3 protein-coding genes are annotated in these 18,090 nt (G+C 64.7%); all 3 read left to right on the forward strand.

Features of this window, described 5'->3' with window-relative positions:
• Positions 1-12 precede the first annotated feature (12 nt).
• From K7431_RS02115 to K7431_RS02125, 3 genes are read left to right on the forward strand one after another with little or no spacing between them, the layout of a single operon-like run.
• Positions 13-1,059 carry a TauD/TfdA family dioxygenase gene (locus K7431_RS02115; protein ID WP_043205380.1) on the forward strand — a complete coding sequence of 349 codons (1,047 nt, stop codon included), beginning with the start codon at positions 13-15 and terminating at the stop codon, positions 1,057-1,059.
• Positions 1,060-1,093: 34 nt separating this feature from the next.
• Positions 1,094-4,105 carry a non-ribosomal peptide synthetase gene (locus K7431_RS02120; protein WP_012724385.1) on the forward strand — a complete coding sequence of 1,004 codons (3,012 nt, stop codon included), beginning with the start codon at positions 1,094-1,096 and terminating at the stop codon, positions 4,103-4,105.
• 46 nt (positions 4,106-4,151) lie between these two features.
• Positions 4,152-18,062 (forward strand): non-ribosomal peptide synthase/polyketide synthase, encoded by a 13,911-nt coding sequence (locus K7431_RS02125; RefSeq protein WP_012724386.1) that lies wholly within the window; start codon positions 4,152-4,154, stop codon positions 18,060-18,062.
• The last annotated feature ends 28 nt before the right edge of the window (positions 18,063-18,090 follow it).

Consider the following 18,090-nt stretch of genomic DNA (forward strand, 5'->3'; position numbering starts at 1 on the left):
GTGGATGCTTGTATGCCTATCGTGCCCCCAGCACCCCGCACACTGGGCAGTGCGCGCCGCAAAGCCATGAACGTTGCCCCCCAGCAACTGGTCAGCGAACGCCTGCTCAGCCCCGATCACGCCTTGCCGTTGGTGATCGAACCCGCAGTCAGCGGCGTCGATCTGGTGGCCTGGGCTACCCGTGAACGCGAAGCCCTGGAACGGAAGCTGCTGCAATACGGCGCCCTGCTGTTCCGCGGATTCGGCGTCGCGTCGGTGGAACAATTCGACCACGTCATCGCTGCCCTGTCCCCCGGTGCCCTGGAATATATGTTCCGCGCCTCCCCGCGCACCCGGGTCGGCGGCAACATCTACACCTCGACCGACTACCCGGCCGACCAGATGATTTTCCCGCATAACGAACACTCCTATTCGCCGCGTTTCCCGCTGCGCCTGTTCTTCTATTGCCAACTGCCGTCCGAGACCGGCGGCGAAACCCCGATCGGTTCAACCCGCGCAGTCAAGGCCCGGATCAGCGCCGACATCGAGGCGCGTTTTCGTGAAAAAGGCGTGCTCTACGTGCGTAATTACGGCGACGGTTTCGGCCTGCCGTGGCAGAGCGTCTTCCAGTCCGCCGACCGCAGCGAAGTCGAAGCCTACTGCGCCAGCGTCGGTATCGAAGTGGAATGGAAAGAAAACAACCGCCTGCGCACCCGCCAACGAGGCCCGGCAGTGGTACGCCATCCGCGTACCGGCGAAGAAGTCTGGTTCAACCACGCGACGTTTTTTCACATCAGCACCCTGCCGCCGGCCATCCGCGATTCGCTGCAAGGCAACTTCAACGACCTCGACCTGCCGACCAACACCTTCTACGGCGACGGCACACCGATCGAACCGGAGGTGCTGGCGTCGCTGCGCGCCGCCTACCTGGATTCGCTGGTGCGTTTCTCCTGGCAACAGGGCGACGTGCTGTTTATCGACAACATGCTTGCGGTGCACGGTCGCGAACCGTTTACCGGCAAACGCGCAATCATGACCGGCATGGCCGAGGCCTTGCTGTCCGCCGACGTGGCTGTCTGACCGCTATCAACCCCATTTTGCAGTTGAGCTGAACATGAACGGACTTCAAGGCTTTCGTATCTCACCGCAACAAGCGTCGCTTTACCCGCACCTCGATGGCGCAACCGAACACACGTTCAGTTGCCAACTGCAATGGACCATCGCCCAGGCGGTAGACGCCAACACCCTATCCCAGCGCCTGCAGGCATTGGTCAGCGGCAGCGAAATACTGCGCACACAGCTGACTCCGGTGCCAGGCCTGCGCCATCCGGTGCAAGTGATTCACGACCAGGCCGCGCTGAGCGTGGGCGTTAAGGACCTGCGCCACCTCAGCCCAGCCGATCAGCAGGTTGCCTTGGCCACCTTGGACGGGACCGCGCCGCTGGCCGTGACGCTGGTGCAACTGACCGAGGGGCACGTGCTGCACCTGGCCGCCGCCAGCAGCCATCTTGACCTCGCCAGCCTGAAACTGCTGGCCATTGCCCTGCTGCAAGACACCCCGCCGGACCTGTCCGAAACCCTTCAATACGCCGATTACGCCGAGTGGCGCTGGAGCCTTGCCGAAGACGAGCCCGAACACCCCGGCGCAATGTTCTGGAAACCCTCAGCCGACAGCGAACAGCACAGCTTGCAACTGTCGCTGGAAACGCCCCGCCCCGGTGGATTCAGCCCGCAGCGCATCGACGTGCACCTGCCCCACCACCCGGTACTGACCGCTGAGCTGATGCTGGCGGCCTGGGCGGTGCTGCTCGGGCGGTTGTCCGGTCAACAGCAGGTGCCGATCACCCTGATCCATGCCAGTCGCGGCCCGGAACTCGACAACGCCTTGGGCCTGTTCGAGCAAACCTTGCCTGTGCGGATCGACCTGCAAGCCCAGGCGACCTTGCTGGAACAAAGCCGCCATGTCAGCGCCCTGGTCGAACAGGCCACAGGCTGGCAGGACTATTACACCCAGGACCTCAAGGGCGGTTATGCCTTCGCCTGGCGTGCCAGCGATGCGCGCGAACGCGACGCCAGTGCGGTAATGAGCCCGGCCAAGGCGTGCCTGCACGTTCATCAAGGTCCCGAGCGGCTCAACGCGCAGATCATCTACGATCGCCATCTGCTCAGCCACAAGGCGGCCGCCTGCCTTGCCGAACAGTGGGCGCAGTTGCTGCACTCCGCGTTGGCCGCACCGCACCAGGCCTGGGCGCAGTTGCCCATGGGCGGGCCGCTGCAAGCGCAGATCATCGCCCCCCAGGCACAACCGCCGGTGATAGAAGCCGTGACGCTTGTTGAACTGATCGGCCGCCAAGTGCAACTACAGCCAACCGCCATCGCCCTGAGCGACCCGCAGGGCGACCTGAGCTACGCGCAACTGGACGCAAGCGCCACGCAGTTGGCGCACCAACTGGTGGCCGCCGGCATCCGTGCCGGTGTGCCGGTCGGTATCCTGTTCCCCCGTGGCAACGCCGCGATCGTCGCGCTGCTTGCCGTGTTGAAGGCCGGTGGTGCCTATGTGCCGGTGGACCCGACTTATCCGCAGGACCGTCGCGCCTACATGCTCGCCGACAGCGCCATTGCGCACATCGTCGTCAGCCCTGAGCTGGCCGATAGCGTGCCGGCCGGCCTGCGGAGCTTTGTGCTGGACGACTTGCACGCCCCCAACAACCTGCCGCCATTGCCGCTGCCGCGTGGCGACGACCTCGCGTACCTGATCTACACCTCCGGTTCCACCGGTGCACCGAAAGCCGTCGAAATCAGCCACGCTGCCTTGAGCTATTCCACCCAGGTGCGCATGGCGGCGTATGAAGCGCCGGTGAGCGCTTACCTGCTGCTGTCCTCGTTTGCCTTCGACAGCTCCGTGGCCGGGATTTTCTGGACCCTGGCCCAAGGCGGCCGCCTGGTATTGCCGGCACCCGGCGAAGAGCTGGACATGGCGCGCCTGTCGCACTTGATCGGCCAACACCAGGTCAGCCACGGCCTGTCGCTGCCCTCGCTGTATCAAGCGTTGCTGGATCAACTCGGCAGCGCCAACAGCCTGCAATGCTGGATCGTTGCCGGGGAAGCCTGCCCGCCGTCGTTGATCGCCCAGCACAGCAACACCCTGCCCCACACGCTGCTGGTCAACGAATACGGTCCTACTGAAGCCACCGTGTGGGCGACCTACGATGTACTGAGCCCCGACCGCGCCTTGACCATCGGCCGCCCGATTGCCGGCATGGACCTGCGCGTCTTGAATGAACACGACATCACCAGCGGCATCGGTGAACCCGGTGAAATCGTGCTGGCCGGCCCAACCCTGGCCCGTGGTTATCGCAATAAGCCCGAGGAAACCGCTAAGGCCTTTGTCACCCTGGCCGACGGCACCCGCGCCTACCGCACCGGTGATCTGGCCTGCTGGCTGGCCGATGGGCGCCTGGCGTTCCTGGGGCGCAAGGACCATCAGGTCAAATTGCGCGGCTATCGCATCGAACTCGGCGAGATCGAGCGACAACTGTGCAGCCACAGTGACGTGCGCGAAGCAGCCGTGATTGTGCAGGAGCAACCCGCCGGCAAGCGTCTGCTGGCCTATGTGCTCGCCGCCCATGGCTACGCGCCGGATTCAGAAGCCCTCAAGCGCTACCTCGGCGAGCGACTGCCGTCGTACATGGTGCCAACGCGGGTGCTGACATTGTCAGCCTTCCCACGCACCCCCAACGGCAAACTCGATACCCGCCAACTGCCAGACCCGGACCAGTTCGACCAAAGCACCCATGTCGCCCCGCGCACGCCGATGGAAACCACCTTGCACGCCATAGTCACCAAGGTCTTGAGGCTCGACAGCGTCAGCGTCACCGAGAGCTTCTTTGCCATAGGGGGCGACTCGATCCTTAGCCTGCAAGTGGTGGCCCAGGCCCACGAACAAGGCATTGCGCTGTCGGCCAAGCATGTGTTCGAACACCAGACCATCGCCGCCATGGCCCATGTCGCCCAGCCGCTGGACGCCCGGCATGTCGACACTGAGAGCACCGAATTCAGTGCCTCGGGCATGTCGCAAGATGAACTGAACGCGCTGATGGCCGAGCTCAACGACGCCGACCTGTAACCGCCACGCCCATCGCCGTTGCCCCTTTTCCTGCAGGACGTTTTGAATGACCACCGAAAAGACCACCAGCAATCCGATCGAAGATGTTTACCCGCTGTCACCGCTGCAACAAGGGATGCTGTTCCATTCCCTGCTGCATGAAGACTCCGGCGTGTATTTGATGCAGGATCGCTACCGCATCGGTGGGGCCATTGATGAAGGCGCATTCCTTGAGTCCTGGCGCCAGGTGGTGGCGCTGCACCCGTCGCTACGCGCCAGCTTCCAGTGGAAAACCCAGAAGCAACCGGTGCAGGTGATCCACCGCGAGGTCAAGGTGCCGCTGGACACCCTCGATCTGCGCGGCCTGGCTCCCCATGAGCAGGAGGCGCGGATTCGCAGCCTGCTCGAAAACGAGCAGAAAATCGGCTTCAACCTGTCCAAGCCACCCTTGATTCGCTTCCGCCTGGTGCGCCTGGCGGATGAGTCCTATGAGTTCATCCGCAGTTTCCATCACATTCTGATGGACGCCTGGTGTATTTCCCTGGTGACCGTGGACTTTCTCAAGGTCTACGAAGCACTGTGCAACGACCGTACGCCACAGATCAAAAGCCCACGCCCATTTCGGGACTACATTCAATGGCTGCAACGCCAGGACGCGGGCAAGGCTGAGCAGTTCTGGCGCGGCCAATTGCAGGGGCTCAACGCACCCACGCCGCTGACCGTGGACAACGGCGTAAGCCGCGACCGCTACACCGACGCGGTGCGGGTGGCCGACCAGTTGATCCATCTGAGCGAAGACGACACCCAGGCCTTGGCCGCTTTTTGCCGTCACCGCCGGATCACTCCCAATACCTTCTTCCAGGGCGTCTGGTCCCTGTTGTTGTCGCGCTACAGCGGCCAGCGTGACGTGGTCTTCGGCGTCACCGTGGCGGGGCGTCCCGCTGAGTTGACCGGCGTCGCCGAGATGATTGGCCTGTTCATCAACACCCTGCCACTGCGGGTCAGCGTCGACCCGCAGGCGACCTTGGGTGACTGGCTCACGGCGTTGCAGGGGCTGAACGTCGAGATGCGCGACTTCGAGCACACGCCGCTGACCGATATCCAGGGCTGGAGCGATTTCCCCCGTGGCGAAACGCTGTTCGACAGCATTCTGGTGTTTGAAAACGCGCCGATCGATGAACAGATTCTGGACGGCGGTTTTGAGTTCAGCCTCGACGGAATGGACCACAGTGTGCACACCCACTATGGCTTGACCGTGGTGATCCTGCCCGGCGAGCAACTCGGCATTCGCGTGTCCTACGACCGCGAGCGTTTTGAAGCGGATACGGTGCAGCGCCTGCTCGGCCACTTGGCCAGCCTGGTACGCGGCATGCTCGCCGCGCCTGAAGCGCCGCTGGGCAGCTTCGAGCTGCTGGCCGCCGACGAGCGCCAGCAATTGCTTGGCGAGTGGGCACTCAACCCCCACGATTTCCCGCTGCATAAAAGCTACGCCGAGCTGTTTGCCGCCCAGGTCGCCGAGCGTGGCGATCAAATTGCCGCGATCTGCGCCGGTGAATCCCTGACCTATGCCGAGCTCGACTTGCGTGCCACGCGCCTGGCCCAGGCCCTGCGCACAGCCGGTGCGGGTGCCGATCAATTGGTCGCGCTGGTCGCCCCCCGTGGCCTGGCGTTATTGACCAGCATGATTGCCGTGTTCAAGGCCGGCGCCGCGATGCTGCCGCTGGAGGTCAACCACCCGCCTGAGCGTCTGCGCGAGATCCTCAACCTGTCCCGCGCCCCGCTGCTGGTGGCGAGTGAAGAGTGCCGTGGCCTGCTCGACCCACTGCTCAGCGGCCTCGAGCACGCGCCTACGGCCCTGTTCGCCGAAGCCGCCTGGAACACGCCCAACGACGCGCCATTCACGCTGGCCGGCGGCCCGGACAGCCTGGCCTACGTGCTGTTCACTTCGGGCTCGACCGGTACGCCCAAGGGCGTGATGATCGAACAACGCGGCATGCTCAATAACATCTTCGGTAAAGTCCCGGCCCTGGGGCTGAGCGCCAATGACCGTATTCCGCAGACCGCCTCGGTGGCCTTCGATATTTCCGTGTGGCAATTTCTCGCGGCGCCGGTGTTGGGCGCCACCGTGCATATTCTGCCGGACGAAGTGGCCCACGATCCGCAACGCCTGCTGCAAGTGCTGGCCAGCGAACGCCTCAACGTACTGGAAATCGTCCCGAGCCTGATGCGCACGCTGCTTGCGCTGTGCCCGTGCGACCTTCAGTTGCCTGACCTGCGCTGGGTACTACCGACTGGCGAGGCGCTGCCGCCGACCGTGGCGCGCGACTGGTTCGCACGCTTCCCGGACATCGCGCTGATGAACGCCTACGGCCCAGCCGAGTGCGCCGACGACGTGGCGTTCCAGCCGATTACCCAGGCGCCGCACGCCAACGTCAGCCATATGCCCATAGGCCAACCCACGGCCAACAACCGCCTTTATGTGCTCGATGAGGCCCTGCGCCCGGTGCCAATCGGCGTGGCTGGGGAAATCTGCGTCGGTGGCGTCGGCGTCGGCCGTGGTTACCTGCACGACCCGCAGCGCACCACCGAGGCATTCATCCAGCACCCACAGATCGACGGTCGTCTGTACCGCACCGGCGACCTCGGCCGCTGGTGCGCCGACGGCGTGATCGAGTACCTCGGCCGTCGCGACCAGCAAGTGAAATTGCGTGGCCACCGCATCGAACTGACCGAAATCGAACACCGACTGGCCCAGCACCCGAACGTGCGTGAAGCCGCGGTATTGCTGCGCGAGAACAGCGCGGGCGAAGCCTGGCTCGTGGCCTATTGGTCAGCCCACGACGACACGCTGGGCAGCACCGGCCTGAGCGAACACCTGCGCGCACAACTGCCGCCTTACATGGTCCCGGCCGCGTTCGAATGCCTGGAACGCTTGCCCCTGAACAACAACGGCAAAGTCGACCGCAAAGCCTTGGCCGCGCTGCAACTGAACTGGCAGGCCGATACCCGGGAAAGCCTTGCGCCGCGCAACGAACACGAAGCCACCATCGCCAAGGTGTGGGCCGACGTACTCGGACGCGACAGTGTCGGCGTGGAAGACAATTTCTTCACCCTCGGCGGCCACTCGCTGCTGGCCACCCAGATCGTCGCGCGCCTGCGCAGCCAGTTCAAACTCGACCTGCCGTTGCGCGTGCTGTTCGAACAGCCGACCGTCGCCCTGCTGGCCGTGGCCATCGCCGAACGCGAAGCGCAAGCGGCTGCACCGCAAGCCGTCGCCCTCGACACGCCGCACGCCAAGGCGCGCCCTGCCCTGCTGCCGTTGTCGTTCTCGCAACAACGCCTGTGGTTTATCGAACAACTGACCCCAGGCACCACGTTGTTCAATATCCCGTTTGCCCTGCACCTCAAGGGTGAACTCAACGTCCCGGCGCTGAACGCCAGCCTGAATGATTTGCTCGCGCGCCACGAGATCCTGCGCACCGGTATCCGCAGCGTGGATGGCGTGCCGAGCCAGCACATCAGCGACGCACTGGAAGTTGCACTGCCGTTTGAAGACCTGTCCGGCCTGGGCGCAACCGCCCGTGAAGGCGCGCAATTCACGGCGCTGCAAGCCACCTTTGAACAGCCCTTCGACCTGACCGAGCCACCGCTGCTGCGCGCCCGCCTGCTCAAAGTGGCACCGGGCGAACACGTGCTGGGCATCGCCCTGCATCACCTGGTCTCCGACGCCTGGTCGGCGACCATCGCCCTGCGTGAGCTGGCCTTGGGTTACGAGGCCCGTTGCAACGGCAGCGCGGCGCAATTAGCGGCGTTGCCGCTGCAATACGCCGATTTCGCCCTGTGGCAGCGTGACCATCTGCAAGGCGCCGAACTCAAGCGCCAACTGGATTACTGGACCCGCACCCTCGACCGTAGCGACCAGGACGCCAGCCCGCTGCTGGCGTTGCCCACCGACCATCCTCGGCCCTCGGTGCAGAGCTATCTCGCCGGCCTGGTACAACGCGAGCTGAGTGCCGACTTGAGTGGCCGCGTGCAGGCGCTGGCCAGCCGCCTCGGCACCACGCCGTTCAGCGTGGTGTTCGCGGGCTTTGCCGTGCTGATGCACCGCTTGAGCGGCGATGCCACGGTGTTGATCGGTACACCGGTCACTCACCGCGAGCAACCGGGCACCGAAGGTCTGTTGGGGATCTTGCTCAACAACCTGGCGATCCGTGCCGACTTCACCGCCCAGGCGGATTTCAGCGCCGTGGTCAGCCAGGTCGCCACGCGGCTGCGCGAAGGCCTGCAGCATCAGGACCTGCCCTTCGAACAACTGGTCGACAGCCTGCAACTGCCGCGCAGCCTCAGCCATGCGCCGCTGTATCAAGTGATGGTCGCGCAGCAATTGGCCATGGAGTCCCGCCTGCAATTCCCGGGGCTGGCCTTCGAAGCCCTGGACACGCCGCTCAAGCACTCCGAGTGCGACCTGGACCTGCACGTGCTGTGCCCGGCCAATGCGCCGATTCAGCTGGAGCTGATGTTCGCCCTTGACCTGTTCACCCAGGACAGCGCCCGCCAGACGCTCGCGCGCCTGGAACACCTGCTGCAACAGATGCTCGCCGAGCCGCAACGCCCGGTCGCCGCCTTGCCGCTGCTGATGCCGGCTGAATGGCAGCGCACCGTGGTCGAGTGGAACCGCACCGAAATGGACGTGCCGCAGCACCTGACGTTCGCCCAGTTGTTTGAACAGCAGGCCGAACGCACGCCGCAGCGCGATGCGTTGTGCTTTGAAGGCCAGCGCCTGAGCTACGCCGAACTGAATCGCCGTGCCAACCAGGTCGCACATTACCTACGCGCCCAAGGGGTGGTCGCCAATTGCCCGGTGGCGTTGTGTGTGGAGCGTTCCCTGGAGTTGTTGATCGGCCTGTTGGGCATCCTGAAGGCCGGTGGCGCCTATGTGCCGCTGGACCCTGGCTACCCGGCCGAACGCTTGGCCTACATGCTCGAAGATGCGCAACCCGCGCTGTTCCTCGGCCAGCAGGGCCTGCTTGAACAGTTGGGCGGCGACTTACCGCGCCTGCGCCTGGACGCCGATGCCGCGCTATTGGCCGCTCAGCCTGAGAGCAACCCCGCAGCATTGGCCGGCCCGGATGACCTGGCCTACATCATGTACACCTCGGGCTCCACGGGTAAGCCCAAGGGCACCCTGGTCACCCACACGTCGGTGGTCAACCTGGCCTGGGCGCGGATCCATGGCCTGTATCGCCGCTACACCGACCAGCCGATGCGCACCAGCTTCAACTATTCGTTCGCCTTTGATAGCTCGGTGGCGGAATTGATTCTGCTGCTCGACGGCCACAGCCTGTACCTGACGCCGGAAGACGTGCGCTACGACCCTGCAGCACTGGCGCAGTTCTTCCAGGAAACCCGACTGGACGCGTTCGAATGCACCCCGGCGCAGCTTAAAAGCCTGCTCGAAACCGACGGCGTGCGCCGTGGTGAAACCTACCTGCCGCGCTTCGTGCTGTTTGGCGGTGATGCGGTGGACGCGCAACTGTGGCAGCGTTTGCCGTCGATCAGCGGCAGCCGTTTCTTCAATACCTACGGCCCAACCGAGTGCACCGTGGACGCCACCGGATGCGCGGTGGACGACTTCCCGCAACGGCCGATCATTGGTCGGCCAATCGCCAACGTACGCACCTATGTGCTGGATGCGTTCTTGAATCCGATGCCGGTGGGTGTGCCTGGCGAGCTGCATATCGGCGGCGCCGGGGTGACCCTGGGTTACCTCAACCGCGCCGAACAAACCGCCAAAGTGTTTATCAACGACCCGTTCTCGCCACTGCCGCAGGCGCGCATGTACAAGTCCGGTGACCTGGTGCGCTGGCTGCCGGACGGCCAGCTGGAATACCTCGGGCGCATGGACCACCAGGTGAAAATCCGCGGTTTCCGCGTCGAGCTGGGCGAGATCGAAGCCTTGATCGGCGCACAACCCGGCGTGCGCCAGGCGGTGGTACTGGCCCGTGAAGACGTACAGGGCGACAAGCGCCTGGTGGCGTACGTCACCTGTGATCAACCGGCCGATATGAATGCCTGGCGTAACCGTCTTGGCGCCGCCCTGCCCGACTACATGGTGCCGTCGGCGTTTGTGGTGCTGGACGAACTGCCGCTGACCGACAACGGCAAACTCAATCGCAAGGCCCTGCCCGCACCAGATATCCAGGCTGAACCGAACGCCGAAGACCCGCCGCGCACCGACGCCGAACGCCAGCTCGCGGCCTTGTGGGCAGAGCTATTGAATGTGCCGTTGGGCGCCATTGGGCGAGACAGCCAATTCTTTTACCTGGGTGGCCATTCGTTGCTCGCGGCCGTGCTGTTTGCCCGCCTGCGTCAGCAATTTTCCACGGTGCCGCCGCTGCGCGCGGTGTTTGAACACCCCACCTTGCAGGCTTTGGCGGCGCTATTGGCGCAACCGCTGCAAGCACCTGCCGCGACGTTCGTCCCAATGACTCGCCCGGCGCGCTTGCCGTTGTCGTTCGAACAACAGCGCCTGTGGTTCCTCGAACAACTGAGTGGCGCCAGCGAATACAACGTCGTCAGCGCCGTGCAGTTCGACGGTGAGTTGAATGTCCAGGCGTTGCAATCAGCGTTGAACACCGTGATCCAACGTCACGAAATCCTGCGCAGTCGCATCCTGCGTGAAGCCGACGGCGAGCTGGCGTTGGTGATTGAGCCGCAGGGTGAACTGACATTGGCGGTGGCGCAGTGGGATGCTGTCAGCGATGAACGCTGGCAGCAACTGACCGACGCCGCGATCCAGGCCGCTACCGCGCAGCGCTTTGACCTGGCGCACGAGGTGCCGATGCGCGCCGCGTTGCTTCAGCGCAACCGCCAGGCATTGCTGGTCCTTACCTTGCATCACTGCGCGACAGACGATGCTTCCACACAAAACCTGCTCGACGAATTGGCCCAGTGCTACAGCGCCGACTGCCAGGGCCACGCCGCCCACCTGCCGGCGCTGGCGTTGCAATACCCGGATTACGCGCTCTGGCAGCGCGAGTCTGCCCAGCAAGCGCTGTTCGACAGCCAATTGGCCTACTGGCGCACTCAGCTGGAAGACGGCAGTTACCAACTGGAACTGCCCACCGACCAGCCACGCCCGCACGTCCTTGACCCGCGTGCCGGTTCCGTCCAACTGCAGTTGCCCGCAGAACTGAGCGGTCGTTTGCGCCAGTTTGCCCAGCAACGTGGCGCCACGCTGTACATGCTGCTGCTCAGCGCCGCGCAACTGCTGCTGGGGCGCTACGCCAACCAGCGCGATGTGCGTTTCGGCAGCCCGGTGGCCCAGCGGCCATTGGCCGAGTTGCAACCGCTGATCGGGTGCTTCGTCAACACCTTGGTGATGCGCGCCGACCTGGCGCCGGGCCTGGACTTCATCGGTCTGCTCGATCAGGTGCGCAACACCGTTCTGGATGCGCAACAGCATCAGGACGTGCCGTTCGATCAGGTGGTCGAACACCTGGCACCGGAACGCAGCCTTGGCCAGACACCGTTGTTCCAAGTGCTGTTCGTGATGCAGAACGCCAACACCGGTGCCAGCCAGTGGCCGCAGTTGCAGGTGAGCGAACGTGCGGTGACGGCCGACGCCACCAAGTTCGACCTGAACTGGGAAGTGCATGACGGCGAGGTGTTGTCGGTATTGCTTGAATACCGCAGCGCACTGTTTACCCAGGCCACCGCCGAGCGTTGGCTGGCGCAATGGCAAGCCCTGCTGGAAAGCATGCTGGAAGCGCCACAGACGCGTTTGACTGACTGGTCGCCGTTGGCCGTCGCAGAGCGTCAACAACAGTTGGCGTGGAACACCACTGAGCGTCATTACCCTGGCCCGCAAGACCTGCGTACAGCCCTGAGCCAGCAAGCCGCCCTGACACCGAACGCGCCGGCGCTGGTGTTTGAAGGCCAGCGCCTGAGCTACGCCGAGCTGGACCAGCGCGCTCAACGCGTCGCCCGTGCCTTGCGTGCGGCGGGCATCGGTCGCGAGTCGATTGTGCCGGTGTGCATGGAGCGCTCGGTGGACATGGTCGTGGCCTTGCTCGGTGTGGTGCATGCCGGTGCTGCCTGGCTGCCGCTGGATCCTGAGTTGCCGGCTGCACGTTTGGCGTTCCTGATTGCCGACGCCGAGGCCCAGGTGACGCTGACGCAACCGCAATGGCTGCCACATTTGCCGGTCGGGCATACCGCCTGGACCCTGGAAACGCTGCCCGCGGCTGCAAACGGCAAGCCACTGAGCGTGGAGGCCAGCGACCTGGCCTACGTGCTCTACACCTCCGGTTCCACCGGCCAGCCCAAAGGCGTGATGAACGAACACGGCGCCCTGATGAACCGCCTGCATTGGATGCAGGACGCGTTCCCGATTGGCCCGGATGACCGCGTGCTGCAAAAGACCCCGTACAGCTTCGACGTGTCGGTATGGGAATTCTTCTGGCCGCTGATCACCGGCGCAACCCTCGTGGTTGCGCGTCCGGACGGCCATCGCGACCCGGCCTACCTGAGCCAGTTGATCCAGCAGGAACAGGTCACCACCCTGCATTTCGTACCGTCGATGCTGCGGGTCTTCGTCGAAGAGCCGAGCCTGGTCAACTGCCGCAGCCTGCGCCAGGTGTTTGCCAGCGGCGAGGCGTTGCCGGTGGATCTGGTGCAGCGGTTCATGTCCCAGCACCCGGCCGCGCTGGTCAACTTGTATGGCCCAACCGAAGCGGCCATCGACGTGTCGGTGTGGCGTTGTTCGGTCAACGACACGCTCGTGCCAATCGGCAAGCCTATCGCCAACCTGCGCCTGCATATCCTTGATGATGCCCAGCAACCGCTGCCGATTGGCAGCATCGGCGAGCTCTACATCGGCGGCGTCGGCGTGGCACGGGGTTACTTGAAGCGCGCCGACCTGACTGCCGAGCGCTTCCTGATGGTCAACGGTGAGCGCCTGTATCGCACCGGCGACCGTTGCCGCTTCCTGGCTGACGGTAATATCGATTACCTCGGCCGCCTCGACCATCAGGTCAAGCTGCGCGGCCAGCGTATCGAACTCGGCGAGATCGATGCCGCCCTGCTGGCCCAGCCAAACGTGCGCGACGCCGCCACTCTGCTGCTGGACCAGCGCCTGGTGAGTTTCTGGAGTGGCGATGCGGATGAAGCGACCCTGCGCGCCGGCCTTGGCGACCACTTGCCCACGCACATGCTGCCGGGCCTGCTGGTGCGACTCGACCAACTGCCGCTCAACAGCAACGGCAAGCTCGACCGCAAAGCGCTCGCTGCCATCAACCTGCCCGATGCAAGCCGCGAAAAGCCCCATCGGGCACCGCACACGCCTACGCAAAAGCTGCTCTGCGAACTATTCAGCGACGTCCTGGCGTGCCCGTTGGTAGGCCTCGACGACCACTTCTTCCACCTTGGTGGTCATTCCCTGCTGGCCACGCGCTTGGTCGCCCAAGTGCGTGAACGCCTGGGCGTTACATTGCCATTGGCGCTGGTGTTCGCCCACCCGACGGTGGCGGCATTGGCCGAACACTTGCGCGACGCCTTGCCAAGTGAGGAGTTCACGGCACAACCGCGTCCGGCAGCCTTGCCGCTGGGCCTGGCGCAACACCGCTTCTGGATGCTCAGCCGTCTGGTACCGGACTCCCGCGAGTACCACATGCCGTTCGCCCTGACCTTGAAGGGCGCGCTGGACCTGCCCGCCTTGCGTCGCGCCTTCGACCAGGTCAGCGAACGCCATCTGGTGCTGCGCAGCCGCATCGTTGAGATCGCTGGCGAAGCGCAGTTGCTGATTGATCCGCAAGGCCCGGCGCTGCGTGTGACCTCGGTCGCCACCGATGACTGGGAGACCGCGTGCAGCCGCGCCGAAGCCGACTTGATGGCCCCGTTCGACCTGGCCACTGCCGCACCGTGGCGCGCCCAGTTGCTGCAACGTCAGGACAGTGACGAAAACCGCTTGCTGCTGTGCCTGCACCACAGCGCCACCGATGGCTGGGCCATGCAGTTGCTGATCGACGAATTGGCGCAGGCCTACCGTGCCGGACGGGACGGGCAGGCACCCGACTGGGCACCACTGGACCTCGACTACGTTGATTTCGCCCTGTGGCAACAACACCCGCAGACCCAGGCCCGTCGCCAGGCCAGCCTGGATTACTGGAAAAATCATCTGGGCGCGGACGATTACTCACTCGACCTGCCCCTGGACCAACCCCGTGCAGCTGAAGCCGATCGGCGTGCCGGGCAACTGCACATCAGCCTGGGCACCGAACGCTCAGCCGCGATCCGCCAATTTGCCCGCTTACGGGGCACCACGCCGTATGTGGTGCTGGCGAGTGCGTTGAGCGCCCTGCTCGCCCGTTACAGCGGCCAGCGCGATATTCGCCTGGGTACCCCGTCCGATCAGCGCGAGCAGCCGCAAACCCAGGCGCTGCTGGCCTGCCTGGTCAACACATTGGTGATCCGCTGCGAGGTCGATCAACAGGCCCCGGCGTCGGCCTTGCTGGCGGCCCTGGAGGCTGACCTGCGCACCGCTCAGGCCCACGCCGACCTGCCGTTCGCCACGCTGGTCGGCGCCATCACCCAGCGACGCGACTTGAACCGCACACCGTTGTTCCAAGTGCTGTTCTCCCTCAACCACGGCCGCATGGACAGCCGCCAATGGCCGGGCCTGGACCTCACAGAACAGCCCCTGCCAGCCATTGACGCCAAGTTCGAGCAAAGCTGGGAAGTCCACGACGACGGCAGCGACATCACCCTGGCGCTGGAATATCAGACGGCATTGTTCAGCGCCGCTACGATGCAGCGCTGGAGCGCGCAGTGGTGTGCGCTCCTGGATGCGTTGATCGCCGCGCCGGAGCGTGCACTGGTCGAGTTGTTCCCGCAGCAGCAGGACCACGCGCAACTTGCTCGGTGGAATGCCACCGAGCGTCATTATTCCGGCCCGACGAACTTGCATACGGCGCTGAGCCAGCAAGCCGCGCTGACGCCCAACGCGCCGGCGCTGGTGTTCGAAGGCCAGCGCCTGAGCTACGCCGAGCTGGACCAGCGCGCCCAACGCGTCGCCCGCGCCTTGCGCGCGGCGGGCATCGGTCGCGAGTCGATTGTGCCGGTGTGCATGGAGCGCTCGGTGGACATGGTCGTGGTCTTGCTCGGTGTGGTGCATGCCGGTGCCGCGTGGTTGCCGCTGGATCCTGAGTTGCCGGCTGCACGTTTGGCGTTCCTGATTGCCGACGCCGAGGCCCAGGTGACGCTGACGCAACCGCAATGGCTGTCACATTTGCCCGTCGGGCATACCGCCTGGACCCTGGAAACGCTGCCCGCGGCTGCAAACGGCGAGCCACTGAGCGTGGAGGCCAGCGACCTGGCCTACGTGCTCTACACCTCCGGTTCCACCGGCCAGCCCAAAGGCGTGATGAACGAACACGGCGCCCTGATGAACCGCCTGCATTGGATGCAGGACGCGTTCCCGATTGGCCCGGATGACCGCGTGCTGCAAAAGACCCCGTACAGCTTCGACGTGTCGGTATGGGAATTCTTCTGGCCGCTGATCACCGGCGCAACCCTCGTGGTTGCGCGTCCGGATGGCCATCGCGACCCGGCCTACCTGAGCCAGTTGATCCAGCAGGAACAGGTCACCACCCTGCATTTCGTGCCGTCGATGCTGCGGGTCTTCGTCGAAGAGCCGAGCCTGGTCAACTGCCGCAGCCTGCGCCAGGTGTTTGCCAGCGGCGAGGCGTTGCCGGTGGATCTGGTGCAGCGGTTCATGTCCCAGCACCCGGCCGCGCTGGTCAATCTGTACGGCCCAACCGAAGCGGCCATCGACGTGTCGGTATGGCGTTGTTCGGTCAACGACACGCTCGTACCAATCGGCAAGCCTATCGCCAACCTGCGCCTGCATATCCTCGATGATGCCCAGCAACCGCTGCCGATTGGCAGCATCGGCGAGCTCTACATCGGCGGCGTCGGCGTGGCACGGGGTTACTTGAAGCGCGCCGACCTGACTGCCGAGCGCTTCCTGATGGTCAACGGTGAGCGCCTGTATCGCACCGGCGACCGTTGCCGCTTCCTGGCTGACGGTAATATCGATTACCTCGGCCGCCTCGACCATCAGGTCAAGCTGCGCGGCCAACGTATCGAGCTCGGCGAGGTCGATGCCGCCCTGCTGAGTCAGCCGGGCATCACTGGCGCGTGCACACTGGTGATCGACAATCGTCTGGTGGCGTTCTACAGCAGCAATGCGCCGCAATCGGAGTTGGGCGCGGCCCTCAGTGCAGAATTACCGGCCTATATGGTGCCCGCGGTGTGGGTCGAAGTGCCGAGCCTGCCCCTGACCACCAACGGCAAGCTCGACCGCAAAGCCCTGGCCGCGTTGCCACTGCCGCCGTCCCAACATGCACCAGTCGCCCCTCGTAACGCCTTGGAAAGCCTGGTCTGCCAGCTGTTCAGCGACGTGCTTGGCGACGGCCTCACCGGTGGGCGTGTGGTCGGTACGGCCGACAGTTTCTTCGCCTTGGGCGGCGATTCAATTCTCGGTTTGAAGCTGATTTCGCAACTGCGCGACCAGGGTTATGCCCTGACGCCCAAAGACCTGTTCCGCGCCCAGACACCTGCGGGCCTGGCGCTGGTGATCACACCGTTGCTGGCGGTGGCCGAGCAAGGAGACGTCAGCGGTGCGATGCCGTTGATGCCGCTGCACCAGTGGTTCTTCGATCAGCAGCAACCGCAGCCCGCCTACTGGAACCAATCGGTGCTGGCGGACAGCGACCGCGTGCTGCAACCGGCGCTGGTCCAGGCCACCCTGGATCGACTGATCGCCCATCACGATGCATTGCGCCTGCGTTTCATCGAAGTGGACGGTCAATGGCAAGCCCATATCGCAGCCGTCGAACCGGCCCGGCTGACGCTAGCCACGGACGTGGGACAGCTGCAGCACGTCGCGCAGAGCCTGGACTTGCAACATGGCCCGTTGTTCGCCGCCGCCTTGCTCGACGGCGCGCCGCAACGCCTGTACCTGGTTGCCCATCACCTGGTGATCGACGCCGTGTCCTGGGCGCCGCTGCTGGAAGATTTCCAGCAGCTGTATGCGGCGCTGGAAAACGGCACACCGGCTAGCCTGCCGGCAAAAACCACGTCCTATCGCCAATGGGCCGAGCACATGCATGCGCACGCCGGCAAAGTCGCCGCGGAGCAGCGTTATTGGGCCAGTCAGGTCGCAACAAATCCGCGCCCCCAGGCCACGATCGCCGAGCGTCAGACCCTGTCGGCCCGTTGGGATGCCACTCGTACGCACCAATGGCTGACCGAGTCCCACGCCGCCTACCGCACCCAGCCGGAAGAGCTGCTGATCGCTGCTCTGGTTGCCACCCTGGCGCAAGCCGAACAGCGCCAGGACATCGTCGTCGACCTTGAGCGTCATGGCCGCGATGCCGGCTTTGAGGGCTTGGATGTCAGCCGCACCGTGGGCTGGTTCACCACCCTGTTCCCGCTGCGTGTCAACGCCCGTGGCGCCGTCGGCGACTGGGTGCGTCAAGCCAAGGAAGCCCTGCGCGGCGTCCCCGGCCAGGGCCTTGGGCACGGCTTGCTGCGCCTGCGGGGCGACTTGCCGGCAGGAAGCGGTGATGTGCTGTTCAACTACCTGGGCCACGAGCAGACCTCGCCAGGTTGGTTGCGTGCCAGCTCGCTGGCGGCGCCGTCGGAGGTGGCTCTGGTTAACCGCGTCAGCCATGCCCGTGAAGTGGTGGCATGGCTGGAGGATGGCGTGCTGAACCTGCATTGGCACAGCGCCAACCCGGTCGCTGACCGCGACCTGCCTGCGCAACTGCTCAAGCACCTGCAAGCGCTGCTCGAACACTGCCTCGATCCCCAGGCCGGTGCGCTGATGCCGTCCGACTTCCCGTTGGCCAAGGCGCTCAATCAGAAGTCCCTCGAGACATTGCTGGGCAAGCTCAAGAACAAACCGAATTCCTGAAGACGGCCCGAGGCTGGCCGTCTTCCCC

The sequence above is a fragment of the Pseudomonas fluorescens group sp. genome (assembly GCF_020093335.1).
Taxonomy (GTDB): domain Bacteria; phylum Pseudomonadota; class Gammaproteobacteria; order Pseudomonadales; family Pseudomonadaceae; genus Aquipseudomonas; species Aquipseudomonas petroselini.

Bases quoted from the DNA above. Each gene is read 5' to 3' on its own strand.
- K7431_RS02115 (WP_043205380.1), top strand. From the start codon at position 13: ATGCCTATCGTGCCCCCAGCACCCCGCACACTGGGCAGTGCGCGCCGC.
- K7431_RS02120 (WP_012724385.1), top strand. From the start codon at position 1,094: ATGAACGGACTTCAAGGCTTTCGTATCTCACCGCAACAAGCGTCGCTT.
- K7431_RS02125 (WP_012724386.1), top strand. From the start codon at position 4,152: ATGACCACCGAAAAGACCACCAGCAATCCGATCGAAGATGTTTACCCG.